At 71.7% G+C, this 24,541-nt stretch carries 28 protein-coding genes; 18 read left to right on the top strand and 10 right to left on the bottom strand.

Annotation, left to right across the window (positions count from 1 at the left end; all coding sequences use genetic code 11):
* Window positions 1–193 precede the first annotated feature (193 nt).
* On the top strand, window positions 194–868 hold the full coding sequence (locus ACIOD1_RS31660) for a polysaccharide deacetylase family protein (protein ID WP_365626295.1): 675 nt from the start codon (window positions 194–196) through the stop codon (window positions 866–868).
* A 2-nt stretch (window positions 869–870) separates the two neighbouring features.
* On the opposite strand, the gene ACIOD1_RS31655 is transcribed toward ACIOD1_RS31660, so the two are convergent.
* Together ACIOD1_RS31655 and ACIOD1_RS31650 are read right to left on the bottom strand one after the other, a co-directional pair.
* Window positions 871–1,647: an SDR family NAD(P)-dependent oxidoreductase gene (locus ACIOD1_RS31655; RefSeq protein ID WP_401906197.1), complete on the bottom strand. Its 777-nt coding sequence runs from the start codon at window positions 1,645–1,647 to the stop codon at window positions 871–873.
* A gap of 112 nt (window positions 1,648–1,759) precedes the next feature.
* The gene (locus ACIOD1_RS31650; protein ID WP_365626300.1) at window positions 1,760–2,092 is read right to left on the bottom strand and encodes a YnfA family protein; all 333 of its coding nucleotides are present in this window, start codon (window positions 2,090–2,092) and stop codon (window positions 1,760–1,762) included.
* 52 nt (window positions 2,093–2,144) lie between these two features.
* Between ACIOD1_RS31650 and ACIOD1_RS31645 the strand changes: the two genes are divergently transcribed.
* On the top strand, window positions 2,145–2,669 hold the full coding sequence (locus tag ACIOD1_RS31645) for a hypothetical protein (protein WP_365626302.1): 525 nt from the start codon (window positions 2,145–2,147) through the stop codon (window positions 2,667–2,669).
* Here ACIOD1_RS31645 and ACIOD1_RS31640 read toward each other — a convergent pair.
* The 4 genes from ACIOD1_RS31640 to ACIOD1_RS31625 form a co-directional block, all read right to left on the bottom strand.
* The gene (locus tag ACIOD1_RS31640) at window positions 2,657–4,291 is read right to left on the bottom strand and encodes an FAD-dependent oxidoreductase (RefSeq protein ID WP_365626305.1); all 1,635 of its coding nucleotides are present in this window, start codon (window positions 4,289–4,291) and stop codon (window positions 2,657–2,659) included. The genes ACIOD1_RS31645 and ACIOD1_RS31640 overlap by 13 nt on opposite strands.
* A gap of 41 nt (window positions 4,292–4,332) precedes the next feature.
* On the bottom strand, window positions 4,333–5,070 hold the full coding sequence (locus ACIOD1_RS31635) for a Mut7-C RNAse domain-containing protein (RefSeq protein ID WP_365626308.1): 738 nt from the start codon (window positions 5,068–5,070) through the stop codon (window positions 4,333–4,335).
* A gap of 260 nt (window positions 5,071–5,330) precedes the next feature.
* A complete protein-coding gene (locus tag ACIOD1_RS31630; RefSeq protein WP_401906251.1) occupies window positions 5,331–5,879 on the bottom strand; it encodes a GNAT family N-acetyltransferase in 549 nt (182 codons plus the stop codon).
* On the bottom strand, window positions 5,870–6,469 hold the full coding sequence (locus ACIOD1_RS31625) for a hypothetical protein (protein ID WP_365626311.1): 600 nt from the start codon (window positions 6,467–6,469) through the stop codon (window positions 5,870–5,872). The genes ACIOD1_RS31630 and ACIOD1_RS31625 overlap by 10 nt, the downstream gene beginning before the upstream one ends.
* Window positions 6,470–6,602: 133 nt before the next feature.
* Here ACIOD1_RS31625 and hemL point away from each other — a divergent pair, with 133 nt between their 5' ends.
* The 7 genes from hemL to ccsB all read left to right on the top strand — a co-directional run bounded on the left by hemL (window position 6,603) and on the right by ccsB (window position 14,962).
* Window positions 6,603–7,925, top strand: coding sequence for a glutamate-1-semialdehyde 2,1-aminomutase (gene hemL, locus ACIOD1_RS31620; protein WP_365626314.1), 1,323 nt, complete (start codon window positions 6,603–6,605; stop codon window positions 7,923–7,925).
* A 92-nt stretch (window positions 7,926–8,017) separates the two neighbouring features.
* Window positions 8,018–8,665 carry a histidine phosphatase family protein gene (locus tag ACIOD1_RS31615; RefSeq protein ID WP_401906248.1) on the top strand — a complete coding sequence of 216 codons (648 nt, stop codon included), beginning with the start codon at window positions 8,018–8,020 and terminating at the stop codon, window positions 8,663–8,665.
* A gap of 713 nt (window positions 8,666–9,378) precedes the next feature.
* A complete protein-coding gene (locus ACIOD1_RS31610) occupies window positions 9,379–10,611 on the top strand; it encodes a hypothetical protein (RefSeq protein WP_365626501.1) in 1,233 nt (410 codons plus the stop codon).
* A 66-nt stretch (window positions 10,612–10,677) separates the two neighbouring features.
* The gene (locus ACIOD1_RS31605; protein WP_365626316.1) at window positions 10,678–11,319 is read left to right on the top strand and encodes a TlpA disulfide reductase family protein; all 642 of its coding nucleotides are present in this window, start codon (window positions 10,678–10,680) and stop codon (window positions 11,317–11,319) included.
* A 4-nt stretch (window positions 11,320–11,323) separates the two neighbouring features.
* On the top strand, window positions 11,324–12,109 hold the full coding sequence (locus tag ACIOD1_RS31600) for a cytochrome c biogenesis CcdA family protein (protein ID WP_401906191.1): 786 nt from the start codon (window positions 11,324–11,326) through the stop codon (window positions 12,107–12,109).
* 13 nt (window positions 12,110–12,122) lie between these two features.
* A complete protein-coding gene (locus ACIOD1_RS31595; protein ID WP_401906188.1) occupies window positions 12,123–13,871 on the top strand; it encodes a cytochrome c biogenesis protein ResB in 1,749 nt (582 codons plus the stop codon).
* Window positions 13,868–14,962, top strand: a complete 1,095-nt coding sequence (ccsB, locus tag ACIOD1_RS31590) for a c-type cytochrome biogenesis protein CcsB (RefSeq protein WP_365626322.1) — start codon at window positions 13,868–13,870, stop codon at window positions 14,960–14,962. The genes ACIOD1_RS31595 and ccsB overlap by 4 nt, the downstream gene beginning before the upstream one ends.
* Window positions 14,963–15,057: 95 nt before the next feature.
* Here ccsB and ACIOD1_RS31585 read toward each other — a convergent pair whose 3' ends face one another.
* Window positions 15,058–15,615, bottom strand: coding sequence for a hypothetical protein (locus ACIOD1_RS31585; protein ID WP_365626325.1), 558 nt, complete (start codon window positions 15,613–15,615; stop codon window positions 15,058–15,060).
* A gap of 75 nt (window positions 15,616–15,690) precedes the next feature.
* Complete coding sequence (locus ACIOD1_RS31580) at window positions 15,691–16,116, bottom strand: MarR family winged helix-turn-helix transcriptional regulator (RefSeq protein WP_401906246.1); 426 nt, start codon at window positions 16,114–16,116, stop codon at window positions 15,691–15,693.
* A 183-nt stretch (window positions 16,117–16,299) separates the two neighbouring features.
* On the opposite strand from ACIOD1_RS31580, the gene ACIOD1_RS31575 reads away from it, so the two are divergent.
* Both ACIOD1_RS31575 and ACIOD1_RS31570 read left to right on the top strand, forming a co-directional pair.
* Window positions 16,300–16,665 carry a cupin domain-containing protein gene (locus ACIOD1_RS31575; protein ID WP_365626328.1) on the top strand — a complete coding sequence of 122 codons (366 nt, stop codon included), beginning with the start codon at window positions 16,300–16,302 and terminating at the stop codon, window positions 16,663–16,665.
* Between the two features lie 186 nt (window positions 16,666–16,851).
* Window positions 16,852–17,733: a hypothetical protein gene (locus tag ACIOD1_RS31570; protein WP_401906184.1), complete on the top strand. Its 882-nt coding sequence runs from the start codon at window positions 16,852–16,854 to the stop codon at window positions 17,731–17,733.
* A 91-nt stretch (window positions 17,734–17,824) separates the two neighbouring features.
* On the opposite strand, the gene ACIOD1_RS31565 is transcribed toward ACIOD1_RS31570, so the two are convergent.
* Window positions 17,825–18,181: a PLD nuclease N-terminal domain-containing protein gene (locus tag ACIOD1_RS31565; RefSeq protein WP_365626334.1), complete on the bottom strand. Its 357-nt coding sequence runs from the start codon at window positions 18,179–18,181 to the stop codon at window positions 17,825–17,827.
* A 90-nt stretch (window positions 18,182–18,271) separates the two neighbouring features.
* Here ACIOD1_RS31565 and ACIOD1_RS31560 point away from each other — a divergent pair, with 90 nt between their 5' ends.
* From ACIOD1_RS31560 to ACIOD1_RS31545, 4 genes are all read left to right on the top strand, one after another.
* Window positions 18,272–19,729 carry a menaquinone biosynthesis decarboxylase gene (locus tag ACIOD1_RS31560; RefSeq protein ID WP_365626337.1) on the top strand — a complete coding sequence of 486 codons (1,458 nt, stop codon included), beginning with the start codon at window positions 18,272–18,274 and terminating at the stop codon, window positions 19,727–19,729.
* Window positions 19,726–20,211, top strand: coding sequence for a hypothetical protein (locus tag ACIOD1_RS31555; RefSeq protein ID WP_365626340.1), 486 nt, complete (start codon window positions 19,726–19,728; stop codon window positions 20,209–20,211). Before ACIOD1_RS31560 ends, ACIOD1_RS31555 begins: the two co-directional genes overlap by 4 nt.
* Window positions 20,208–21,131, top strand: coding sequence for a menaquinone biosynthesis prenyltransferase MqnP (mqnP, locus tag ACIOD1_RS31550; protein WP_365626343.1), 924 nt, complete (start codon window positions 20,208–20,210; stop codon window positions 21,129–21,131). Before ACIOD1_RS31555 ends, mqnP begins: the two co-directional genes overlap by 4 nt.
* Window positions 21,132–21,265: 134 nt before the next feature.
* Window positions 21,266–21,940, top strand: a complete 675-nt coding sequence (locus tag ACIOD1_RS31545; RefSeq protein WP_365626346.1) for a UbiX family flavin prenyltransferase — start codon at window positions 21,266–21,268, stop codon at window positions 21,938–21,940.
* Window positions 21,941–21,948: 8 nt separating this feature from the next.
* Here the strand turns inward: ACIOD1_RS31545 and ACIOD1_RS31540 are convergent, their stop codons facing one another.
* Window positions 21,949–22,083, bottom strand: coding sequence for a hypothetical protein (locus tag ACIOD1_RS31540; protein ID WP_365626349.1), 135 nt, complete (start codon window positions 22,081–22,083; stop codon window positions 21,949–21,951).
* Between the two features lie 127 nt (window positions 22,084–22,210).
* On the opposite strand from ACIOD1_RS31540, the gene ACIOD1_RS31535 reads away from it, so the two are divergent.
* From ACIOD1_RS31535 to ACIOD1_RS31525, 3 genes are all read left to right on the top strand, one after another.
* Window positions 22,211–22,666, top strand: a complete 456-nt coding sequence (locus ACIOD1_RS31535) for an Lrp/AsnC family transcriptional regulator (protein WP_365626352.1) — start codon at window positions 22,211–22,213, stop codon at window positions 22,664–22,666.
* 56 nt (window positions 22,667–22,722) lie between these two features.
* Window positions 22,723–23,886: an aminofutalosine synthase MqnE gene (gene mqnE / locus ACIOD1_RS31530; protein WP_401906178.1), complete on the top strand. Its 1,164-nt coding sequence runs from the start codon at window positions 22,723–22,725 to the stop codon at window positions 23,884–23,886.
* A gap of 105 nt (window positions 23,887–23,991) precedes the next feature.
* Complete coding sequence (locus tag ACIOD1_RS31525; RefSeq protein ID WP_365626358.1) at window positions 23,992–24,516, top strand: GNAT family N-acetyltransferase; 525 nt, start codon at window positions 23,992–23,994, stop codon at window positions 24,514–24,516.
* The last annotated feature ends 25 nt before the right edge of the window (window positions 24,517–24,541 follow it).

The following is a 24,541-nucleotide window of genomic DNA, read 5'->3' as shown; positions in this document are numbered from 1 at the left end:
CTTGTGATTCCGAACGTAAGGGCTGATTCGGCTCGTATGGGGCCATTGGGGGTGGCTTCACTCGAACGTGTGGCGGAATGCGAGGTTCCCGGTAGGCGGGCCAACCGGCATGGGGTGCAACGGACTTCGGTGTCGCCGAAGGAGGGCGTCCGAAGGGTTGACGGTGGGGTTGGTCTAGACCAAGGTGTGCGGCATGTGGAGATCTCGCGTGCTTTCGGCCGCGCTCGCGTCGTTGTCGCTCACCCTCGGGGCCACCGGGTCGGCTCAGGCCGGGGTGGGGTTGCCGCCCGTGGTGTCGCACGTGCCGACCCAGGACAAGGTCGTCTTCATCACCGTCGACGACGGATGGAACCACGACCCCGAGGCCGCCAGGATCCTGACGGAGAACCGGGTGCCCGTCTCGTTGTTCCTGCTGCCGGGGGCGACCTCGTACGACACCGGGTACTTCACCGGGCTCGTCGAGCAGGGTCGCGCGACGGTGGAGAACCACACCGTCAACCACCCCGACCTGACCACCCTCGACGCGGCCGGGAAGGACGCCGAGGTGTGCGGGGCCGGGGAGCAGCTGGGGGCGACGTTCGGGAAGGCGCCGAAGCTGCTGCGGCCGCCCTACGGGGCGGTCAACGACGAGGTGCGGCTCGCGGCGAAGGCGTGCGGGGTGAAGGCCCTGGTCACGTGGACGTACGACTTCACGACCTGGAGCGAGACCCCGCCGACGCCGCGACTGCGGGCGGGGGACATCGTGCTGCTCCACTTCACGCCGACGTTGGCGGCGGACCTGCGGCGGGCCCTGGACGCGGCGAAGGCCGCCGGGCTGAAGCCGGCGGCCCTCATGCCGCAGTTGAAGGCGGCCGGACTTCTCCCGTAGGGCTACGCCTCGCGGTGGACCTTCGTGTTCGAGGCCTGGGCGCGGGGGCGGACCACGAGGAGGTCGATGTTGACGTGGCTGGGACGGGTCACCGCCCAGGTGACGGTGTCGGCCACGTCGTCGGCGGAGAGGGGGTCCGCGACCCCCTCGTAGACCTTCTGCGCCTTGGCCGCGTCGCCGCGGAAGCGGGTGGTGGCGAACTCCTCGGTCTTGACCATGCCGGGGGCGATCTCGATCACGCGGACGGGCTGCCCGACGATCTCCAGGCGGAGCGTCTCGGCCAGGACGCGGGCGCCGTTCTTCGCGGCGACGTAGCCGGCGCCGCCCTCGTAGGCCGAGTGGCCGGCGGTGGAGGAGAGGACGACCACCGTGCCGTCGCCGGAGGCGACGAGGGCGGGCAGGAGCGCCTGGGTGACGTTGAGGGTGCCGATGACGTTGACCTCGTACATCGCGCGCCAGTCGGCAGGGTCGCCGGTGGCGACGGGCTCGGCGCCGATGGCGCCGCCGGCGTTGTTGACGAGGACGTCGACGGAGGGGAAGCGTTCCAGGGACCTCGCGAAGGCGTCCACGGCGGCGCGGTCGGTGACGTCGAGGGCGTGGGCGGTGGCCTCGTGGCCGGCCTGGTTCAGATCCGCGGCGAGGGCCTCGATGCGGTCCTTGCGGCGGGCGGTGAGGACGACGTGGAAGCCGGCCGCGGCGAGCTGCCGGGCGGTGGCCGCGCCGATTCCGCTGCTCGCGCCGGTGACTACGGCGGTTCGGGTGGCCGGGCGCGTGCTCATGGGCGGGGCTCCTCGTTCGGTCGTGACGTCCGCTCGTGGCGTTCGCCTTCGCGGCGCCGGGTGGTGGCGCTCGTTCGTTCGTACGGGTGATTCCTGGCCAGCATAGGCGTGCTCAGCTGCGCGGCGCGTACATGATCAAGGCCATTCCGGCGAGGCAGACGAGGGCTCCGGAGATGTCCCAGCGGTCGGGCCGGTAGCCGTCGGCGACCATGCCCCAGACGAGGGATCCGGCGACGAAGACCCCGCCGTAGGCCGCCAGGACGCGGGCGAAATCCCCTTGGGGCTGGAGGGTGGCGACGAATCCGTAGAGGCCCAGGGCGATGACGCCGGCGCCGATCCACGCCCAGCCCTTGTGTTCCCGGACTCCCTGCCAGACCAGCCAGGCGCCGCCGATCTCCAGGAGGGCGGCGAGGAGGAAGAGGGCGGCGGAGCGGGCGATCGGCATGGCTCGAAGCGTACGCAGGCGAATGGGGGCAGGGCACGCCCACGATCGTGTGATGGTCCGACCGGGCGGTGGGCGTGGTGGCTACGGTCCGCGCGAGGAGGTGGTCGCGGTGCGCGTGGGTGCCGTACGGAGTGTGGTGGTGGCGGGCTTGCTGGTGCTGGGCGCGGCCGGGCCGGCGGGTGCGTGGGCCGGACCCGAGGCCGATCTGGCGTACCACGGTCGGGTGGCCCTGGCGAAGGGGCAGCTGCGGGTGCTGCTGGTCCCGGAGAACGAGGGGCCGTCCGCGGTGGCGAACGCTACGTTGCGGTTGCGGCTGTCGGAGGAGCTCGCGGACCGGCAGGAGTTGGCCGCGGGGTGCGCGCGGGTGGGCCCGCGCGAGGTGGTGTGCGAGACGGGTCCGCTCCCGGAGCACGGCCGGGGCCGGCACATCGGGCTGGTGCTGGGCTTCCGTGAGCGGCCGGCGGAGGTGGTGCTGACGGTCGACACCTGGTGGAACGGCGGGGCGACCGACCGCAACGGCGCCAACAACGAGCACGTGGTGCTGGCGCTGGACACGGGCGACTCCTACGTCTTCTGACCCCCCTGGCCGGGTGCGCGGTGGGGCAGGAGCCATGCGGCGACCGCCCGGGCGAGCTCGGCGTCGGTGGCCCGCGGGGCGCTCCAGGCGAGGTACCCGTCCGGGCGGACGAGGGCGCAGGCGGTACGTCCGGGGGTCGCCCAGTGGTGGTGGGCGAGGGGGGCGCCGGGCGGGGTGGTGGCGCCGGGCGGGGTGATGAGGACGAAGCCGCCGGCGCGCAGGGCCTCGTAGAGCCGGCGGGGGGCGGCTGGTGCGCCGGGTCCGGCCGGTCCGTCGGCGGGGGCGAGGGCGATGTCGGGGGCGCGGCGGCCGGCGAGGGTGGGGCGGCGGGTGCCGGGCGGGGGCGGGTAGGAGATGCCGATGCCGGAGACCAGGCCGAGGGCCCGGTCCTGGAGCGGGGTGACGCGGGCGAGGACGGCGGCGCCGAGGGTGCGGGCGGTGCGCAGGGCGGGCCCGGCGGCCATGACGGAGCGGACGAGGGCGCCGCTGGCGCGCAGGACGAGGCGGCCCACGGGGTGGCGTTCGCGCTGGTAACTGTCGAGGAGGGACTCGGGGTCCGGGGCCTGGCCGTGGAGGACGGCGGCGAGTTTCCAGGAGAGGTTGGCGGCGTCCTGGAGGCCGGTGTTCATGCCGAGGCCGCCGGCGGGGGAGTGGACGTGGGCGGCGTCCCCGGCGAGGAAGACGCGGCCGACGCGGTAGTGCGGGACCTGGCGTTCGTCGCTGTGGAAGCGGGACATCCAGCGGGGGTCGTGCATGCCGTGGTCGGTGCCGAGGGCGTCGCGGATCACGGCGCGGACCTCTTCGAAGTCGACGGGGTCGTCCTCGGTGGGGGAGCCGGTGCGGGGGTCGTCGCGGCGCCAGCCGATGGCGCGGTACCAGCCGTCGCCGAAGGGGGCGAGGAATCCGAAGGCCTCACCGTTGCCGTTGACGGCGAGGACGTCCCGGGGCGGGTCGGTGAGGCGGACGTCGGCGAGCACCATGGAACGGACGACGGCCCGGCCGGGGAAGGGCAGGCCGAGGGCCCCGCGGACGGTGGAGCGGACGCCGTCGGCGCCGACCACGTGACGGGCGTGGAGCAGGGCGGTGTCGTGGGGCGAGGTGTGGCCGGGGGCACGGAACTCGACGGTGACGGTGCCGGTGTCCGTATCGCGGTCCTGGTGGAGGCCTGTGACCTGACAGTCGTACCGGATGTGCACGCCTGTGGACAACGCGCGACGCTCCAGCAGTTTCTCTGTCTCATATTGAGGCGTGATGAGCACGAAGGGGTAGCGGGAGCGCAGTCGTCGAAGGGAGAGGGCCATGCCGTTGAAGGGGCGCACGCCGTCGATCCGCCGTCCGGTGGAGACGAGTTCGTCGGCGAGACCACGCGCGTCGAGGAGTTCGAGGGTGCGGGCGTGGACGGCGAAGGCGCGGGTGAGGTTGGCGGCCGTCTGGGCGCGTCGTTCGAGGAGGGTGACGGAGAGTCCGGCGGCGGCGAGATCGCCCGCGAGCAGGAGTCCGGTGGGCCCGGCGCCGACGACCACCACATCGACGGTGTCATCGGCTCCGGGTGGCCGCGCCGCCGTGCGCCCGGCGGCGGTGGGATTCACGACGTGCGCGGGGTCCTCGGCGGCGGCAGTCATGTCCCGAGAGTCTGCCGGCCGGCGTTCGCCGCCGGGGGGCGTCAGCGGGGCGCGCCGTTGCCGAATTCCGCCAGGGCCTCGTCGACGATGTCCTCCAGGCGGGCGTGGTGGGCACCGCGCCAGTAGACGCGCTCGCAGTCGGCGCACTGCGCGAATACGTCGTAGGAGCGCTGCGTGCCCTGCTCCAGACGGTCGCCCACGCTGTCCTTGTCGGCCTCGCGCAGGCGGCCGTTGCAGGCGGTGCAGCGGGTCCACGGGGCGAGGACGGGGGCGAACCTGCCGAGGATGTCGCGGAGTTGTTCGTCGGGACTGTCGCTGTAGACGTACGCGCCGGCGAAGAGCTCGCGGCGGCGCAGGAGGCCCCGGTCGCGGGAGAGCAGGACACGCTGTTCGGTGGCGGAGCGGGTGGCGAGGGCGGGGTCGCCGATGTCCTCGTTCTCGTAGGCCGCGTCGACGCCGAGCAGGCGCAGGCGGCGGGCGAGGGTGCCGAGGTGGACGTCGAGGAGGAAGCGCAGGGGTGCGCCGGGGACCTGTTGGGGGCGCTCGACGGCGAACACCTCGACGGACTGGCCTGCTTGGGGCACGTAGGAGACGGGCACCTCGTGGCCGTCGACGAGCAGGCGGCCGACCTCGGTGAGCGGGACTCCCGCAGCCTCGACGACGTGGCCGAGGCTGGAGGCGCCGTCGGTGGCGGTCGGTACGCGTTCCGCGCGCCGGCTGGGCGGGGCGAAGAGGCGCAGTTCAGGGGCGAGGGTGAGGTGGATACCGGGACCGTTCACGGTCTCAGCATGCCATTCGGGGGTGGGTGGGTGCGGCCGAATTACCGTGCGGGGGCGGGGCGGATGGGCTGGGAGTGGGGGGGGTGGGTGGTGGGCGAGCTGGAGGTCGGCGCCGACGGGGGGCGGCCGGGTGCGCGGGTGGACGTGCGGGCGGCGGGGGCGGGCCGGGCCGGCTTGGCCGGCGGCGGGTTCGGGTGGTGGCGCGGGCTGGGGTGGTACGGGCTCGGCCGGTGGTGCCGGATCGGCCCGGGGGTGCGGGTTCAGGGGCGGAGGGAGAGGTGCCAGTCGTTGCTCGGGTGGGGGGTGCCCGGGGGGTACTCGAAGTCCACGCGGCCCAGGCAGGTGAAGCCCGCCCGGCGGCACACCGAGTTGGAGGCCGGGTGGTCGAAGCCGGGGAAGGCGTGCAGGGAGGCCCGTGTGCCGTGGGTGGCCACGTACGCGACGAGCTCCCGCAGGGCGGCCGCCGCCAGACGCTGCCCCTGGTACTCGGGGAGCACCGCCCAGCCGGTCTCGTACACGGGCTCGCCGCGCCACTCCCGTTCCCAGAAGCCGATCGACCCGACCGTCTCGGTGCCCCGCGTCACCCGGAACATCCGCCCGACGGCCGGCTCCCGAGCGGTCAGGGCCTCGTAGCGGCGCTGCCGGTCGGCGAGCTTCTCCTCGGACTCGGGCCCGCCCAGGAACCGGGTCATCTCCGGCTCGTTCTGCCGTCGCAGCAACCAGAGGTCGCCCTCGGCCCACGCGGTGAGCGCGAGGTCCGACGCGGGCGCGGCGGGAACGGCGTGCCCGGGGGGTTCGGTCACGGCCAGACCAGGCAGTACGGCTGGTGGCCCGCCTCGTGGAGGCGGTGGGAGAAGTCCTGCCACTCGTGCAGGAGCTGGTAGACGTTGAAGGCGTCCCGGGGGCCGCCGCGGTCGGGCACCGTCGACCAGATGAAGGCGGCCGCGCCGACCGACTCCTCGCCGATGCCGCGCAGCGGGTCGACCACCGTCGTCGGGAGCTTGACCACCGCGTAGTCGGGGTGGAGCACGACCAGCTCCAGTGGGGGCACCTTGTGCAGGGGTATGCCCTCGATGCCGGTCAGGACCATCGCGGCCACCGTCTCCGGCTTGATCTTGGTGAACATGCCGCCCATGCCGAGCTCGTCGCCGCCCAGCTCCTCGGGGCGCATGGTCACCGGCACGCGGGCGGCGGTGGCGCCGTCGGGGGCGCCGAAGTACTTGTACGTCACTCCCATGCCGCGGCCCCTGGGGAGGCCGTCGGCGGCCTGGGTCGGTGCCGGTACGGGATCGGCGGCCTCGGCGCCACGCCGCCGGTGCTTGCCTCGGCGGCGGGCATCACGGGCGCGCTGCGGGTCCAGGCCGTCCGTGCCCTCGCCCGGTCCACCACCGCGTTGCATATCTCCACCCGACTGGTATTGCCTGCCCCGGCCCCGCGGCCCCCGCCACGCAGCCTGATCATCATGGCAGTGACCTCCCCCGCGGTGGCGCGGTGAAACGCCCGTCCGCAAGTCTGTCGCGGCCTCTGAGACCATGGCTGGTGTGAGCTACCCGTACCCGTATGAAGCCCCAGTTTCGCAGACGCTCTTCGAGCGCGCGTCCCTCGTGACCCCCGGCGGCGTGAACTCTCCTGTGCGCGCCTTCCGTGCCGTGGGCGGTACGCCCCGGTTCATGGTGTCCGGTACCGGTCCCTACCTGACCGACGCCGACGGGCGTGAGTACGTCGACCTGGTCTGCTCGTGGGGACCGATGATTCTCGGCCACTCCCACCCGCAGGTGATCGAGGCGGTCCAGGCGGCGGTCGCCCGCGGCACGTCCTTCGGCACGCCCGGTGAGGGCGAGGTCGCCCTCGGCGAGGAGATCGTCGCCCGCATCGAGCCCGTGGAGCAGGTGCGCCTGGTCTCCTCGGGTACCGAGGCGACCATGTCGGCGATCCGTCTGGCGCGCGGTTTCACCGGCCGCGCCAAGATCGTCAAGTTCGCCGGTTGCTACCACGGCCACGTCGACGCGCTGCTGGCCGCCGCCGGTTCCGGTCTGGCGACCTTCGCGCTGCCGGACACCCCCGGGGTGACCGGCGCGCAGGCCGGCGACACGATCGTGCTGCCCTACAACGACCTCGAATCGGTGCGGGCGGCGTTCGCCGCGCACCCGGGCGAGATCGCCTGCGTCATCACGGAGGCCGCCCCCGGCAACATGGGCGTGGTCACTCCGGGCGAGGGCTTCAACCAGGGGCTGGCGGACCTGTGCCGCGAGAACGGCGCCCTGTACATCTCCGACGAGGTGATGACCGGATTCCGTACCTCGCGGGCCGGCTGGTACGGCGTGGACGGGGTCAAGCCCGACCTGATGACCTTCGGCAAGGTCATGGGCGGCGGCTTCCCGGCGGCGGCGTTCGGCGGTCGCGCGGACATCATGGGCCACCTGGCCCCGGCGGGCCCGGTCTACCAGGCGGGCACGCTCTCGGGTAACCCGATCGCCACCGCCGCCGGTCTCGCGCAGCTGCGGCTGCTGGACGCGGCGGCGTACGAGAAGGTCGACGCGGTCTCGAAGGAGATCCAGGGCCTGGTGACGGCGGCGCTGAGCAAGGAGGGCGTGGCGCACCGGCTGCAGACCGCCTCCAACATGTTCTCGGTGTTCTTCACCGAGAACGAGGTGCGCGACTACGACGACGCGAAGAAGCAGGAAGCGTTCCGCTTCAACGGCTTCTTCCACTCGATGCTGGCGCAGGGCGTCTACCTGCCGCCGTCGGCGTTCGAGTCGTGGTTCGTGTCCACCGCCCACGACGAGCGCGCCGTCGAGCGCATCGCGGCCGCGCTGCCCGCCGCCGCCCGAGCCGCCGCGGAGGCGACCGCATGAGCGAGCGCACGAGTGACCGCGAGAGCGGGCGGGGCGGTGCGGGCGAGACCGCCGGGTCTGCCGGGTCTGCCGAGATCACGGTCGTCCACCTGATGCGGCACGGGGAGGTGCACAACCCCGACGGGGTCCTGTACGGGCGCCGCGCGGGCTACCACCTCTCCGAGCTGGGTCGGCAGATGGCCGACCGGGTCGCCGAGCACCTTCAGGAGCGGGACATCACCTACGTGGTGTCCTCGCCGCTGGAGCGGGCCCAGGAGACGGCGGCGCCGATCGGCAAGACGCACGGCCTGGACCTGGCGACGGACGGTCGGCTGATCGAGGCGGGCAACGTCTTCGAGGGCAAGACCTTCGGCGTCGGAGACGGCGCGCTGCGCAAGCCGGGCAACTGGAAGCACCTGACGAACCCGTTCCGGCCGTCGTGGGGCGAGCCGTACGTGGAGCAGGTCGTGCGGATGATGAGCGCGATCGAGTCCGCGAGGGACGCTGCGCGGGGGCACGAGGCGGTGGCGGTCAGCCATCAGCTGCCGATCTGGATCGTACGGAGCTTCGCGGAGAAGCGGCGGCTGTGGCACGACCCGCGGCGGCGGCAGTGCACGTTGGCCTCGCTGACCTCGTTCACGTACCAGGGGGACCGGCTGGTGTCGGTCGGCTACAGCGAGCCGGCGCGGGATCTGGTGCCGAGTCATTTGCTGGCGGGCGCGAAGCCGGTGAAGGGCAAGTCGAAGGCCTTCGGGGCGTAGCCCCTGCCCGGGGGCGGGCAACACCCCGCCCCCGGGACACGTCCCGCCCCCGCCGGCCCCCTGAGGCCTGCCCCCGGAAGCCCCCTCGGGCCGCGCCCGGCCCCCCTCGGGCTGAGCCCGGTGCAGCCGCTGCGCGGAGCCACTCCCCGCCCCACCCTTCCCCCGTTCCCCGGGCTGTGCCCGGACCGGACTTGCCTGCCACCCGGGCCCCGGCCCCGCCCGCCGGGTCCCCCGCGCCGGCCCGCCGGCCCCCGCCCGGACACCCCCCGGGCTGCGCCCCGCCCCGGCCCCCCTGCGCTGCGCCCCGGCCCGGACCCGCCCCTCCCCGCGCCGGCCCGCCGGCCATCGCCCGGCCCCCCGGGCTGCGCCCCGCCCCGGCCCGGACCCGCTCCGCCCCGCGCCGGCCCGCCGGGCCCCCGTCCCCCGGCCCCTCCCGGGCTGTGCCCCCCCGGCCCCGCCCCCCGGCCTCGGCCCGCCGGCCCCCGCCCGGACACCCCCCGGGCTGCGCCCCGGCCCGGTCCCGCCCCCGGCCCCCGCCCGCCGGGCCCCCGCCCCCCGCCCCGCCCCCGACCGCCGCCCCCCGCCCTCCGCCCGGAGGGCAAGGGCATGGGGGAGTCATGGGTTGGCTTTTTTTCGTACAAGTTCGGGGGGTTGGACGTGTCGACCTATCCGGGGCGCTGGATTGTCCGTTTATATGATCTTTCATGAGTGACGTGCGCGACATCAGTCGAAGGGGAGTGCTCGGTCTCGGACTTGGCGTCGCCGCCGCGGCCGGGATCGCCGGTTGCAGTGGCGGCGGGAGCGGATCGGCGAAGTTGGGGCCGGGCGGGGCCGGGGGTGCTCCCGTCAAGCCGGGGGCCCCCGCGGCCAAGACGATCGGCGACGGGTCCACCTCCGACACCGGGCCCCAGCCGCACCAGCCGCCCAAGCCGGTGCCCCTCCAGCCCGGTGAGACCCCACCGCAGTTCGTCGTCTTCAGTTGGGACGGCGCCGGCGAGGTCGGCAACGGCCTCTTCCCGCGCTTCCTCAAGGTGGCCAAGGACCACGGCGCGGCCATGACCTTCTTCCTGTCGGGGCTCTACCTCCTCCCCGAGTCCAAGCGTGACCTCTACCACCCGCCGAACAACCCCGTCGGCGCCTCCGACATCGGCTACCTCAAGGACGAGAACGTACGCCGCACGCTCGGCCACGTGCGGGAGGCCTGGCTGGACGGCCACGAGATCGGGACCCACTTCAACGGTCACTTCTGCGGCGGCAAGGGCTCCGTCGCCCACTGGACCCCGGACGACTGGCAGAGCGAGATCGACCAGGCCGTGTCGTTCGTCACCAACTGGCGCACGAACACCGGCTTCACCGACCTCCCCCCGCTGCCCTTCGACTACGGCAAGGAGCTGATCGGCGCCCGTACCCCCTGCCTTCTCGGCCAGGAGTCGCTCCTGCCCACCGCCCGCAAGCTGGGTTGGCGCTACGACGCCAGTTCCTCCGGGGGCCTCCAGCAGTGGCCGGAGCGCAAGGACGGGATCTGGGACCTGCCCCTGCAGTCCCTGCCCTTCCCCGGGCACGCCTTCGAGGTGCTGAGCATGGACTACAACATCCTGGCCAACCAGTCGAAGAGCAGCACCAAGGGGGTGCCCGCCAACTACCCGTCCTGGCTCACCCAGGCCACCTCCACCTACATCGGCGGCTTCCGTCGCGCCTACGAGACCAACCGCGCGCCCCTCTTCATCGGCAACCACTTCGAGGAGTGGAACGGCGGCATCTACATGGACGCCGTCGAGGAAGCCCTCAAGAGCATGGCGGACAAAAAGGACGTACGCCTCGTATCCTTCCGGCAGTTCACCGACTGGCTGGACGTCCAGGATCCGAAGGTCGTGGCCAGGCTGCGGGGGCTCGCCCCGGGTCAGTCCCCGGTCGGTGGCTGGCGCACGTACCTCTCCGCCACCTGACCAGCGCCTGCGCGCCCCGCCGGGGGGTGAGGAAGATCCGCAAATCGCCCATGCGAAACTTTTCACATGAGCCTTAGCCGCGCCCGTGTCCGTCGCACCAGCCGCCGCTCACCCGGCAGCCGTGCCGCCCTGCTGACCGCGGTGGCCCTCACGAGCGCCCTGACCCTTACGGCGTGCGGCGGTTCGGGCGGCGGCAAGACCTCCGGCTCCGCCGGCGGCAACTACGTGACCGGCCCCAACGGCATCTCCACCGTCGCCAAGGCCGACCGCGCCGAAGCCCCCAAGCTGGACGGCGAGACCGTCGACGGCAAGACCCTCGACACCACCACCCTCAAGGGCAAGGTCGTCGTCCTCAACGTGTGGGGCTCCTGGTGCCCGCCGTGCCGGGCCGAGGCCCCGTACTTCGCGAAGGTCTCCAAGGAGCTCGGCGAGGCGGGCAAGGACGTCTCCTTCGTCGGCCTCAACACGCGCGACAGCAGCAAGCAGAACGCCACCTCGTTCGAGGAGAACTTCGGGATCACCTACCCGAGCCTCTACGACCCGGACGGCAAGCTGATGCTCCGCTTCCCCAAGGGCACGCTCAACCCGCAGTCCATCCCCTCCACCATCGTCCTCGACAAGGAGGGTAAGATCGCGGCCCGCACCCTGGTCGCGGTCAACGAGGAGCAGCTGCGGTCGATGATCGACCCGCTCCTCGCGGAGAAGTGACCCGGTGAGCGCCCTCGTGGTCGAGCACCTCCTCGCCGCCGAATCCACCGGTGTGAACACCACCGTCCTCAACGGCGCGCTGCTGCTGGCCCTGCCGCTCTCGCTGCTGGCCGGACTGGTCTCGTTCTTCTCCCCCTGCGTCCTGCCGCTGGTGCCCGGCTACCTGTCGTACGTGACCGGCGTCGGCGGGGCCGACCTCGCGGAGGCCCGCCGCGGCCGGATGGTGGCGGGCGCGAGCCTGTTCGTCCTCGGGTTCACGGCCGTCTTCGTGTCGACCGGCGCGCTCTTCGGCTACTTCGGGGACAGCCTCGCCGCCAACAAGGACGTCATCTCGCGGGTGCTCGGCGGGGTGGTGATCCTCCTCGGGTTCTTCTTCATGGGGTTGATCCCCGGCCTGACGATGCGCGAGTTCCGCTTCCACAAGAAGCCGGCGGCCGGTCTGATCGGCGCGCCCCTGCTCGGCGTGCTCTTCGGCGTCGGCTGGAGCCCCTGCATGGGACCGACCCTCGCGGCGGTCAACACGCTCTCCATCGACCAGGCCACGGCCGGCCGCGGCGCGCTGCTCACCGTGGTGTTCTGTCTGGGACTGGGCCTGCCGTTCATCTTCACCGCGATCGCCTTCCGCAAGGCGCTCGGCGCGTTCGGCTGGGTGAAGAAGCACTACGCGTGGGTGATGCGCATCGGCGGCGGCATGCTGATCCTGACCGGTCTGCTGCTCGTCACAGGAATGTGGACGAGCATCGTGTCGGAGATGCAGAGCTGGACCAATGGCTTCACGGTGGGGATCTGAGGACTACAGGCTGATGAGTACGACCGACAAGGCGTCCACCGAGGCGCCGCACGACTCCACCGCCGAGGCGGACACCGACGCCGCCGCCGGAGCGCAGCTCTCCACGGCCCCGGTCGAGGACGCCCCCGGCGCCCCCGTGGGCATCGGAGTGCTCGGGTGGGCGCGCTGGTTCTGGCGCCAGCTCACCTCCATGCGGGTGGCGCTGATCCTCCTGTTCCTGCTCTCGCTGGGCTCCATCCCCGGCTCCCTCATCCCACAGACCCAGGTCGACGCGATGAAGGTCGCGGAGTGGAAGCGGACCCACGAGTTCTGGGTGCCGATGGCCGAGAAGCTCCAGCTCTTCGACGTCTACAGCTCGGTGTGGTTCTCCGCGATCTACATCCTGCTGTTCGTGTCGCTGATCGGCTGCATCATCCCGCGCACCTGGCAGTTCGTCGGCCAGCTGACCGGCCGCCCCCCGGGCGCGCCCCGTCGGCTGGACCGGCTCCCGGCGTACACGACGTGGCGTACGGAGAAGTCCCCCGACGAGGTGCTGGCCTCGGCCAAGGGCGTCCTCGGCGGGCGCCGCTTCCGTGCGGACGTGAGCGGCAACGCCGTCGCCGCCGAGAAGGGCTACCTCCGCGAGGCGGGGAACCTGGCCTTCCACATCGCGTTGATCGTGATGCTGGTGGCCTTCGCCGCCGGTCAGCTCTTCAAGTCGGAGGGCGGCAAGCTCGTCCTGCGCGGCAAGGGCTTCTCGAACACGCTCACCCAGTACGACGACTTCAAGTCCGGCAGCCTCTTCTCCTCCGACAACCTGCCGCCGTTCTCGTTCACCCTGGACAAGTTCGACGCCACGTACGAGAAGACGGGCCCGCAGAAGGGCACGCCGCGCGACTTCAAGGCGTACGTCACCTACACCGAGGGCGCCGAGGGGGCGCCGCGCAAGACCGACATCGAGGTCAACAAGCCGCTGGAGATCGACGGCTCCAAGATCTTCCTGCTGGGCCACGGCTACGCGCCCGTCATCTCGGTGACCGACCCCTCGGGCAAGGTGGTCTACAAGGACGCCGTGCCGATGCTGCCCTTCGACGCGAACCTCAGCTCCTCCGGCGCCGTCAAGGTCCCGGACGGCTACCGCAACAAGAAGGGCGACAAGGAACAGCTCGGCTTCAACGCCATGTTCGTGCCGACCTTCGCGGGCGAGGGCAAGGGCACGATGCTCTCGCAGTTCCCCGCCCTGGACTTCCCGGTCCTCGCGCTGAGCGCCTACCACGGCAGCCTCGGCGTGGACTCGGGCCTGCCGCAGAACGTGTACCAGCTGAACACCTCCAAGCTGAAGGAGTTCAAGGGCGAGGACGGGCAGCTGTTCAAGAAGCGGCTGCTGCCCGGCGAGGCCATGGAGCTGCCGGGAGGTGAGGGAACCGTCAAGTTCGAGGGCATCGAGCGCTGGGCGACCTTCTCCATCACCCAGCAGCCCGCCAGTGGCCTCGCCCTCGCGGGCGCCATCGCCGCCATCGGCGGTCTGGCCGCGTCCCTGTTCATCCAGCGCCGCCGGATCTGGGTCCGCGCGGTGCGCGGCGAGGACGGCGTCACCGTCGTGGAGATGGCCGGGCTCGGCCGCAGTGAGTCCGCCAAACTGCCCGAGGAGCTGTCGGCGCTGGCCGGCGCCCTGTACGAGCGGGCGCCCGCGCCCGAACAAGACCCCACGGACCCGGCGGATCCCGCAGATCCCGCGGCCCCCGCAGAAGCAGAAGAAGCCCACGAAGGAGAGCGCGCATGACGCTGCTCGCAGCCGCCACCAACGAGAGCCTGGCAGATCTCAGCAACAAGCTGATCTACGCGTCGATGGCGGTCTACACGCTCGCCTTCCTCGCGCACATCACCGAGTGGGTCTTCGGAAGCCGCAGCAAGGTGGGCCGCACGGCCGCCGCGCTGACGACGTCCGGGGCCGCAGCCGGGGCCGCAGCCGGTCCCGCCGTCCTGGTACGGAACCAGGGCGGCGGCACCGCGGTCCTCGACAAGCCGCAGGTCGTCACCCGCTCCGCCGCCGGCACCCGGGACGTCCCGGACGGCCCCGGCGCGGCCGGCGGCACCGAGAAGGGCGACCTGTACGGACGGATCGCGGTCTCGCTGACCGTGCTCGGCTTCCTCGTCGAGGCCGCGGGCGTGGTCGCCCGCGCGATGTCCGTGCAGCGGGCCCCCTGGGGCAACATGTACGAGTTCTCGGTGACCTTCTCCACGGTCGCCGTCGGCGCCTACCTGGCCCTCCTGGCGCTGAAGAAGAACGTCCGCTGGCTCGGCCTGATCCTGATCACGACGGTCCTGCTTGACCTCGGCATCGCCACCACCTGGCTCTACACCGACAGCGACCAGCTGGTCCCGGCCCTGCACTCGTACTGGCTGTGGATCCATGTCTCCACGGCCATCTTCTGCGGCGCCGTCTTCTACATCGGCGCGGCCGGCGCGGTCCTCTACCTCTTCCGCGACTCCTACGAGAGCCACCTGGAGCAGGGCCGCACCCCGGGCCGCTTCCGCTCCTCGGTGCTGGAGCGGCTGCCCTCGGCGGCCTCGCTCGACAAGTTCTCGTACCGGATCAACGCGGCCGTCTTCCCGCTGTGGACCTTCACCATCGTCGCGGGCGCGATCTGGGCGGGCGACGCCTGGGGCCGCTACTGGGGCTGGGACCCCAAGGAGGTCTGGTCCTTCGTGACCTGGGTGGCCTACGCCTGCTACCTGCACGCGCGCGCCACGGCCGGCTGGAAGGGCCGCAAGGCCGCCTACCTGGCCCTGTTCGCCTTCGCCTGCTGGATCTGGAACTACTACGGCGTGAACATCCTGCTCAGCGGAAAGCACTCGTACGCGGGCGTCTGAGCCGCCGACAGGCTTTCACCGCACGCACGCACGCACGCACACACGCACACGCGAAGCGGCCCGGACCTCCTCGGTCCGGGCCGCTTCGCGTGCGTCTACGCGTCCTTCTCCAACACGTACGAGCCCCGTTGGTGCACGGAGTCGAGGAAGAAGTACAGCTCCAGAGTCCGGCGTTCGTCGCGGCGCAGTTCGAAGGTCCACGCGTACCGGCCGGGCGCCTTGGTGACGGTGCCGGAGCGGGTGGCCGTGCCGGTCGCGGCGGGGAGGACCAGGCGCAGGTGCTGGCCGAGGTTGCGGCCCGCCCGCCGGTCCTCGGTGAGGTGCCAACGGGCGGGGCCGGAGAGCCGCCAGCCGGCGGCGTAGTCGCGTTCCTGGCCGTCGAGGAGGGTGACGGAGGAGCTGCCGTCGGCCCGGAAGACGACCACGGTGCCCTCGACGCAGCGCCAGGTGCCGACGATCTCGGAGAGGTCGGCGTCGTAGACGGCGGGAACGGGGGTCGCGGCGTAGCTCCGGGGGTCCCATCCGGTCATGGCGAGCAGGGCGGAGACGAGCACCCCGTAGGCGAGGAGGTTGCGCAGGATCGTGTCGACGATCCGGAGCCGCGGTGGGCCGCCGGTGTTCCGTGTGTTCCGCAGGGCCCGTGAGGGTGGCATGGGGCCATTGTGACAGGGGACTTGAACGCGTTCAATCATCTTTCCGGACGGATTCGGTCCGGCGGTTCCGGCGTTTCACCACACGGGTCGCAGCGGCGGCAGGCCGTCGTCCCCGTGCAGCGCGCCGATGAGGTGGGATAGTTCGCGGCGCAGGGCCGGGAGGTCGGCGCGGGTGCCGAGTTCGGCTTCCAGCCCGTGCAGGACCCGGCCGGCGACGTCGAGGTGTTCGGTGGCGGCGGGGGTCAGCACGACGAGCTTGCGCCGCCCGCCGCCGGGGTGCGGCGCGCGCCGGACGTAGCCGCGCTTCTCCAGCTCGTCCACGAGCTGCCCGGCGGCCTGCTTGGTCACCCCGAGCCGCTCGGCCAGCTCCGTGGCGGTGGCCCCGGGGCCGCGCAGCGCCTGGAAGGCCATGCCGTGTACGGGGCGCAGGTCGCTCTGGCCGGCGGCGGCGAGGCGGCGGGTGAACTCGCCGAGCAGCAACTGGAAGCCGATGCCGAGCAGGAAGGCGAGCTCGACGTTCGCGTGCGCGGGGGCGGCGGCGGCGCGCGCCGGGGGGTCGGCGGGGGCGTCTTCTGCGGGGGAGGTCACGCGAACATGGTGACACAAGCGGGTCAAGCTGCTTTACTCATGATGAGTAAAGCAACTTGACTCACTACGACCCAGAAGACGAGGCCCGCCTTGCACGTGATCAGCTCTTCCCCCGACAACGTCACCGCCTCCCCGAACGCCACCATGACCGGCTTCGCCGCCCCCAGCCGGGGCAGCTCCGAACTCAGCACCTGGCACGTCGAGATGGCCGCCGGGTCCACCGGCCCCGAGCACTCCGTCAGCCGCGAGCAGGTCTGGCTGCTCACCGCGGGCGCCCTGGAGGTCACCTGCGACGGCCGCACCGAGAAGGTGTCCGCCGGCCAGACCCTGGTGCTCCAGCCCGACGTGCTGCGACAGATCACCGCCGTCGAGCCCTTCGAGGCGTACGTCGCGATGCGCGCGGACGGGGTCGCCACCGTCACCGGCACCGAGGGCACCCGCGTCCTGCCCTGGGCCCGATGACCACGCACGGCCCGGCCCCGACCCACCGGGCGCGGCCCCCGCGCCTTCGTCAACTGGGCCATCACTAAAACAAGTTGTCGCCGAAATCCCCCCTTGCCAGACTCCGGAGCCGGTCGGCGGTCCGTCGCCCGGACGTTCACGCGGCACACGGGGGAAACGATTTTGAAGCGACAGGCGAGAAACGTCGTGGCACGCACGGTCACCGGGCTCGGGCTCACGCTGGCCCTGTTCACCGGCGGGCTGCTGACGGCGGGCGCGGCCCACGCGCAACCGGTGACGGAGGGGACCGTCGCCTTCGACGGTGACGAGGGGGACTACATCAGCGGCGGTCGGAGCTACTCCTACGCCGCCGACACGGACCGCATCCAGGTGGTCGGCTCGGCCGCGCGCGGCCTGGTCGACGTCAACGTCAGCGGTACCAACGGCGACTGGTGGTCGATCTCGCTCGCCGCGCCCGACGGGCAGCAGCTCAAGGCCGGGACGTACGAGGGCGCCACGCGCCACCCGTTCAACGAGGGCAACGCCCCGGGTCTCAACCACGACGGCAACGGGCGCGGTTGCAACCAGCTGACGGGCTCCTTCACCATCTCGAAGATCAGCTGGGGCCCCAACGGCTACGTCGAGGCCCTCGACGCCACGTACGAGCAGCACTGCGAGGGCGGCCCGGCGGCCCTGCGCGGCCGGGTGCACATCAAGAACCCGGCGCCCCCGGTCGAGCTGTCGCTCGGTGTCGGCGTGTCGGTGGACGGGACGGCCAGTGCCCTCAACGGGCGGGCCACCGTCAAGGGCGAGGTGACCTGCAACAAGCCCGTCCGTGTCGACGTGTCGGGCCTGGTCACCCAGGTCAAGCGGAACATCCTGATCCGCGGTTCCTACGCGACCTCGGTGAACTGCGTGCCGGGAGCGCCCGTCGCGTGGAGCGCCGAGGCGGACCCCACGGGGACCACGCCCTTCCAGGCCGGTGACGTCGAGGTCAAGGTGACCGCGACCGGGTACGACACGGACTACCAGGTCGGGGTGAGCGCGAGCGACATCGCCGCGGTGCACCTCACCAAGGTCAAGAAGTAACGGCACCCGTACGGAAACGGCCCCGCGTCCCGCACCGGCGGGCGCGGGGCCTTCGTACGGCGTGCGGGGCCGGCCGGGTCGGACGACCGGGTCAGCCGTTGGTTCCCTTGCCGTCCTTCTCGTCCTTCTCGCCCTCGTCGTCCGCTTCCTCGCGCTCCGTGCGCTCCTTGCGCTCCTCGCGCAGCGAGTCCAAGAACTCCGGGTTGTCGTCCGGCGCCACCCACTGCGCGCGGCGCGACCGGCCGCCGGCGCCCGGGCCGCCGACCGAGGAGCGCTTCCTGCCCGCGAAGAGCCACACCACCGGACCGACGATCGAGAAGAGCAGGATGATGAGCACCCACACCACCTTGGGGAGGTGCTTGACCTCCTCCTCCGGCGTGTTCAGGCAGTCGATGAAGGCGTAGATGGTCAGCGCGAGGATCAGCAGGAAGGGCAGATAGCGCAACACGGTGTGGGACCGACTCCCGGGCAGTGGCGGCGGGACCGCCTCGGGCCCCGGTGACGTTCCCAGCGTAGTAGGTGACGGATACTGGGCCCCATGGCTTACGACGATCTCCGCTCGCTGCTCCGGGCTCTGGAGCGGGAGGGCGACCTCAAGCGCATCAAGGCCGAAGTCGACCCGTACCTGGAAGTCGGGGAGATCGTCGACAGAGTGAACAAGGCCGGCGGTCCGGCCCTGCTCTTCGAGAACGTCAAGGGTTCGGCGATGCCGCTCGCCATGAACGTCTTCGGGACCGACCGCCGCCTCCTCAAGGCCCTCGGCCTGAAGTCGTACGCCGAGATCAGCGAGAAGATCGGCGGCCTGCTCAAGCCCGAGCTGCCCCAGGGCTTCATCGGAGTCCGCGAGGCCTTCGGCAAGCTCGGCTCGATGGTCCACGTGCCGCCGAAGAAGGTGAAGGGCGAGTCCGCGCCCGTCCAGGAGGTCGTCCTCACCGGCGACGACGTGGACCTGGACCGGCTGCCGGCCCTCTTCACCTGGCCCAAGGACGGCGGGTCCTTCTTCAACCTCGGCCTCACCCACACCAAGCACCCCGAGACGGGCGTCCGCAACCTCGGCCTCTACCGCCTCCAGCGCCACGACAAGCGCACCATCGGCATGCACTGGCAGATCCACAAGGACAGCCGCAACCACTACGCCGTGGCCGCCGCGCGCGGCGAGCGGCTGCCGGTCGCCATCGCCTTCGGCTGCCCGCCCGCCGTGACCTACGCCTCCACCGCGCCGCTGCCGGGCGACATCGACGAGTACCTCTTCGCCGGGTTCGTCGCGGGCAAGCGCATCGAGATGGTCGACTGCAAGACGGTCCCGCTCCAGGTGCCGGCCAACGCCGAGGTCGTCATCGAAGGCTGGCTGGAGCCCGGGGAGACCCTCCCCGAGGGCCCCTTCGGCGATCACACCGGCTTCTACACCCCGCAGGAACCCTTCCCCGCGCTGAAGATCGACTGCGTGACGATGCGCAAGCGCCCGCTGATCCAGTCCATCGTGGTCGGCCGGCCGCCGACCGAGGACGGGCCGCTGGGCCGCGCGACGGAGCGGTTCTTCCTGCCCCTGCTCAAGATCATCGTGCCGGACATCGTGGACTACCACCTGCCCGAGTCGGGCGGCTTCCACAACTGCGCGATCGTCTCGATCGACAAGAAGTACCCGAAACACGCGCAGAAGGTCATGCACGCCATCTGGGGCGCCCACATGATGTCGCTGACCAAGCTGATCATCGTGGTGGACAAGGACTGCGACGTCCACGACCTCCACGAGGTGTCCTGGCGCGCGCTCGGCAACACCGACTACTCCCGCGACCTCACCGTGGTCGAGGGACCCGTCGACCATCTGGACCACGCCTCGTACCAGCAGTTCTGGGGCGGCAAGGCGGGGATCGACGCCACGAAGAAACTCCCGGAGGAGGGCTACACGCGTGACGGCGGCTGGCCCGACATGGTGGAGTCCGATCCCGCGACGGCGGCCCTCGTGGACCGCCGCTGGAAGGAGTACGGCCTGTGAGCCCCATCGCCGTGGGCGGTCCCGCCCTCTTCATCGGCAGTGACACCCCCTGTGTCGCCCTGGTGCGCCCCTCGATCGACCCCGCCCAGCCGGAGGTCCGCGAGGCCGCCGAGCGCGCCGGTGTCACCCCCGAGGAGTTCGCCGGACCGTCCGACCTGTGGCAGCTGATCGCCGACCGCACCGACGGGGAGGGGCGGGAGATCGCCCTGAACGACCTCTCCACCGCCGACGCCGCCGCCTTCGCCGACCGGCTGCTCGCCGCGACCGCCGACCCGGAGGCCGCGTTCACGCTCGTGCTGACGGTGGCCGCGCACGACGTGCTGCGCCTCGACGGCCGGCCCGCGGGCGAGGGCTTCGCCTTCCTGGCCGCCGTCGTCCCACCGCCGTCCGAGGGGACGCCGGCGCTGGAGGTGGAGATCGGCCCGCAGTCGGTCACCGACCTGCGCGCCGAACTCGAACAGTTCCGGAGGTCCCTCGGATGACATCGGCCGCCGAGGGCGTCCTCGGGTCCGGATCCGCGCCGGAGACCAGCGGGAAGGTGAAGGCCTTCCTGCGGCTCGTGATGATCGAGCACTCGGTCTTCGCGCTGCCCTTCGCCTACATCGCCGCGCTCACCGCCATGTTCCGTCTCGACGGCACCGTCCACTGGGGCACGCTGGCGCTGGTGACGGTGTGCATGGTGGGCCTGCGGACCTTCGCGATGGCCGCGAACCGGATCATCGACCGGGAGATCGACTCCCGCAACCCCCGCACCGCCGGGCGCGAACTGGTCACCGGCGCGGTGTCCGTGCGTACGGCGTGGACGGGGGCGGGGGTCGCGCTCGCGGTGTTCCTCGGCTCGGCCGCGCTGCTCAACCCGCTCTGCCTGATGCTGGCGCCGCTCGCCGTCGTCCCGATGGTCGTGTACCCGTACGGGAAGCGGTTCACGGACTTCCCGCACGCCATCCTGGGCCTGGCCCAGGCGATGGGGCCGGTCGGCGCCTGGCTGGCCGTCACCGGCGAGTGGTCCGGGGACGCGGTGATCCTGGGCCTGGCCGTCGGCGTGTGGATCGGCGGCTTCGACCTGATCTTCGGCTGCCAGGACGTGGCGGCCGACCGCGCGGAGGGCGTCCGTTCCGTCCCGGCGCGCTTCGGGATCCCGGCCGCCCTGTGGGGCGCGCGGGGTGCGCACGTGGTGACCACGGGCCTGCTGGCCTGGTACGCCGTCGCCACCGACGCGGGGCCGCTGTTCTGGTTCGGCCTGCTGGTCGTCGTCGCGGCGTTCCTCTACGAGCACACCATCGTGAAGCCGCACGACCTCTCCCGGCTCAACCGGGCCTTCTTCACGGTCAACGGCTTCATCGGCATCGCGCTGTTCGTCTGCGCCCTGCTGGACCTGATCGTCCGCGGCCTGACGGTCTAGCCGGCCCCTGCGGCCGTCTCCCGCCACCGCGCGCGCGGCGGCGGCCGGTGGCCGGAAGGTCGCCGTCCCACCCCCTGGGACGTGCGGTCGCCTCACCGAGTGCCTCGGCTCCGTGGCCGGATAGGCTCGGAGGTATGACTGACGGCAAGCGCACCCCTTGGGTGGTAGGGGTTTCCGGGGCGTCGGGGACGCCGTACGCGGCTTCGGTGATCCGGGGTCTGCTGGCGGCGGGCGAGAGCGTGGACCTGGTGGTGAGCCGTGCCTCGCGGCTCACCCTGCTGGACGAGACGGGCATCGCCTTCCGCGACGCGCACTGGCGGGCCGACCTGGCCGAGTGGCTGGGGCGCGGCGCCGACGGCAAGCCGGGGACGTTCGCGGGGCTCGACCTCGACGGGGTGCGGTACTGGGGCGCCGGCGACCTGGCGGCCGGGCCGAGTTCGGGCTCGTACCCGGTGAAGGGGATGTTGATCGTCCCGGCGTCCACGGCCTGTGTGGCGGGGGTGGCGCTCGGGCTGTCGAAGGACCTGCTCCAGCGGGTCGCGAGCGTCACGCTCAAGGAACGGCGCCGGCTGGTGGTCGCGGTGCGGGAGACCCCGCTGAACGGTCAGACGCTCAAGCACCTGGTGGCGCTGGACGAGGCGGGCGCGGTCGTGCTGCCCGCCTCTCCGGCGTTCTACGCGGGTGCGACGCACATCCAGGACCTGGTGGACTTCGTCGCGGGGCGGGTGCTCGATGCGGCAGGTGTGCCGCACCGGCTGTACCGCCGTTGGGAGGGGGAGCTGGGAAGCTCCCGCCCCCGTGGTGAGTAGGGCTGTGACTAGCGCTTCTTCGCCGAGCGCGGCTTGCGGGTCTTGTCGACGCGGTGCGCTGCGGCGGGCTGGTCGGTGCGGGATCGGTTGGCCAGCTCCTGAAGCTGTCGCATGTGCGCGTAGGCCATCTCGATCGTGTACACGGTGAACCACTCCTGAAGTGAAGATCATCATTGATCTGCTGAAAAGATTCGCAGGGTGTTGACCCTGCATGCCTTAGATTCTATACCTAGACTTGCAGGATCGCCGAATAATGGAAGGCTCCACGTAATGGACACGGTGGACAGGCAGCTCATCCAGGCACTTCGCGAGAACGGTCGTGCCTCGTACGCGGAGCTGGGCCGTCTCGTGGGCCTCTCCGGCCCCAGCGTCACCGACCGGATCAACCGCCTGGAGACGGCGGGAGTGATCACCGGTTACCGCGCGACCGTCCACTCGGCCTCGCTCGGGATGGGCGTCACCGCCCTGATCGGCATCTCCCTCTCCGACGCCGCCGACCACGAGGACGTGGCGCGCCGGCTGAAGGACCTGGAGGAGATCGAGGACTGCTGGTTCATCGCCGGCGACGACTCCTTCATGCTCAAGGTGCGTGCCAGCGACGTGGACGGCCTGGAGCGGATCATCCGCAGGCTCTCCGGCACCAAGGGCGTCTCGCGCACCCGCACCACGATCGTGCTCTCCACGAAGTGGGAGAACCGGGTCGGGGCGCTGCCCGAGGAGGGCTGAGAGTACGGTGGGTGGCGGTTGCACGCAGGACGGGACACTTAAGAGGAGACACCGGCATGGATGCTGGGCTCAAGCGCGAGCTGGAGGAGAAGGTCCGCTCCGGCGAGCGGCTGACGCGTGAGGACGGCATCGCCCTCTACGAGTCGGACGACCTGGCCTGGCTGGGCGGCCTCGCCCACGAGGTGCGCACGCGCAAGAACGGCGACGTGGTCCACTTCAACGTCAACCGTCACCTGAACATGACGAACGTGTGCACCGCCTCCTGCGCGTACTGCTCGTTCCAGCGCAAGCCGGGCGAGAAGGACGCGTACACGATGCGCATCGAGGAAGCCGTCCGCCTGGCCAAGGCCATGGAGAACGAGAGCCTCACCGAGCTGCACATCGTCAACGGGCTGCACCCCACGCTGCCGTGGCGGTACTACCCGCGCTCGCTGTCCGCCCTCAAGGAGGCGCTGCCGAACGTCTCGCTGAAGGCGTTCACGGCGACCGAGATCCACCACTTCGAGACGATCTCAGGGATGTCGGCCTCCGACATCCTCGACGAGCTGATCGAGGCCGGTCTGGAGTCCCTGACCGGTGGCGGCGCGGAGATCTTCGACTGGGAGGTCCGCCAGCACATCGTGGACCACCGCACCCACTGGGAAGACTGGTCGCGCATCCACCGGCTGGCGCACTCCAAGGGCCTGAAGACCCCGAGCACGATGCTCTACGGGCACATCGAGGAGCCGCGCCACCGGGTGGACCACGTGCTGCGGCTGCGCGAGCTCCAGGACGAGACCGGCGGCTTCCAGGTCTTCATCCCGCTGCGCTACCAGCACGACTTCGTGGACATGAAGGACGGCAAGGTCCGCAACAAGCTCCAGGCGCGCACGACGATGGCGACGGGCGCGGAGGCGCTGAAGACCTTCGCGGTCTCGCGCCTGCTCTTCGACAACGTCCCGCACGTGAAGGTCTTCTGGGTGATGCACGGCGTGCAGACCGCCCAGTTGGCGCTCCAGCATGGCGCGGACGACATGGACGGCTCGGTCGTCGAGTACAAGATCACGCACGACGCCGACAACTACGGCACGCCGAACAAGCTGGGTCGCGAGGACCTCCTCGACCTGATCCGCGAGGCGGGCTTCCGTCCGGTCGAGCGCAACACGCGCTACGAGATCATCCGCGAGTACGACGGCCCGGAGGTCGACCTGCGCGAGACCCCGCAGGCGATGCGCCTCTGACGTCGCGCCCCGCGCCCACCGCTCCACGCAACCCCGGTCCGCCGCTCGTCGGCGGGCCGGGGTTCTGCGTGGCCCGGTGTCGGAGGTAATGGCTACGATGAGGCAATGACCCTTACCTTCACCTTCGAGCCCAGCATCGACGCCGCCCTGCGCGACGGGATCCTGGACCTGTGGACGGACGTCACCAACGCCGGCGGGGCCGTCGGCTTCGTCCCGCCCGTCACGGCCGCCGACGTCCGCCCCGCGCTGGTGGGACAGCTCGCGAAGGTCGCCGACGGCAGCATGCGGCTGCTCGTCGGGCACGACGAGGACGGCAGGGTCGCCGCCACGTCCTTCCTCGCCCACAACGTGCACCACCTCCAGCGCCACTGGCTGTGGGTGTACACGGTGATGGTCCACCCCGCCCACCAGGGCCGCGGTCTCGGGCGCGCCCTGATGGCCGCCACCGAGGACGCCGCCCGCACCCTCGACGGCATCGACGCCCTGCGCCTCGGCTGCCGGGGCGGCCACGGCCTGGAGCACTTCTACGCGTCCTGCGGCTACAAGGAGGTCGGCCGCGTCCCGGACGCCATCCGGGTGGCCCCCGGCGACGACCGCGACGACATCACGATGCTCCTCCCGCTGCACTGACGGCTACTCTGCGACAGATCATCGT

The organism is Streptomyces sp. NPDC088097 (assembly GCF_044741845.1).
Classification (GTDB): Bacteria; Actinomycetota; Actinomycetes; order Streptomycetales; family Streptomycetaceae; genus Streptomyces.
The sequence above is the reverse complement of the archived record's forward strand: the minus strand, read 5'-3'. Positions and strand labels throughout refer to the sequence as shown.

Coding starts and splice junctions, on each gene's coding strand:
- ACIOD1_RS31660 (WP_365626295.1), top strand. CDS start 194: ATGTGGAGATCTCGCGTGCTTTCGGCCGCGCTCGCGTCGTTGTCGCTC.
- ACIOD1_RS31655 (WP_401906197.1), bottom strand. CDS start 1,647: ATGAGCACGCGCCCGGCCACCCGAACCGCCGTAGTCACCGGCGCGAGC.
- ACIOD1_RS31650 (WP_365626300.1), bottom strand. CDS start 2,092: ATGCCGATCGCCCGCTCCGCCGCCCTCTTCCTCCTCGCCGCCCTCCTG.
- ACIOD1_RS31645 (WP_365626302.1), top strand. CDS start 2,145: ATGGTCCGACCGGGCGGTGGGCGTGGTGGCTACGGTCCGCGCGAGGAG.
- ACIOD1_RS31640 (WP_365626305.1), bottom strand. CDS start 4,291: ATGACTGCCGCCGCCGAGGACCCCGCGCACGTCGTGAATCCCACCGCC.
- ACIOD1_RS31625 (WP_365626311.1), bottom strand. CDS start 6,469: ATGCAACGCGGTGGTGGACCGGGCGAGGGCACGGACGGCCTGGACCCG.
- hemL (WP_365626314.1), top strand. CDS start 6,603: ATGGCTGGTGTGAGCTACCCGTACCCGTATGAAGCCCCAGTTTCGCAG.
- ACIOD1_RS31615 (WP_401906248.1), top strand. CDS start 8,018: ATGCGGCACGGGGAGGTGCACAACCCCGACGGGGTCCTGTACGGGCGC.
- ACIOD1_RS31605 (WP_365626316.1), top strand. CDS start 10,678: ATGAGCCTTAGCCGCGCCCGTGTCCGTCGCACCAGCCGCCGCTCACCC.
- ACIOD1_RS31595 (WP_401906188.1), top strand. CDS start 12,123: ATGAGTACGACCGACAAGGCGTCCACCGAGGCGCCGCACGACTCCACC.
- ccsB (WP_365626322.1), top strand. CDS start 13,868: ATGACGCTGCTCGCAGCCGCCACCAACGAGAGCCTGGCAGATCTCAGC.
- ACIOD1_RS31585 (WP_365626325.1), bottom strand. CDS start 15,615: ATGCCACCCTCACGGGCCCTGCGGAACACACGGAACACCGGCGGCCCA.
- ACIOD1_RS31560 (WP_365626337.1), top strand. CDS start 18,272: ATGGCTTACGACGATCTCCGCTCGCTGCTCCGGGCTCTGGAGCGGGAG.
- mqnP (WP_365626343.1), top strand. CDS start 20,208: ATGACATCGGCCGCCGAGGGCGTCCTCGGGTCCGGATCCGCGCCGGAG.
- ACIOD1_RS31545 (WP_365626346.1), top strand. CDS start 21,266: ATGACTGACGGCAAGCGCACCCCTTGGGTGGTAGGGGTTTCCGGGGCG.
- ACIOD1_RS31535 (WP_365626352.1), top strand. CDS start 22,211: ATGGACACGGTGGACAGGCAGCTCATCCAGGCACTTCGCGAGAACGGT.
- mqnE (WP_401906178.1), top strand. CDS start 22,723: ATGGATGCTGGGCTCAAGCGCGAGCTGGAGGAGAAGGTCCGCTCCGGC.
- ACIOD1_RS31525 (WP_365626358.1), top strand. CDS start 23,992: ATGACCCTTACCTTCACCTTCGAGCCCAGCATCGACGCCGCCCTGCGC.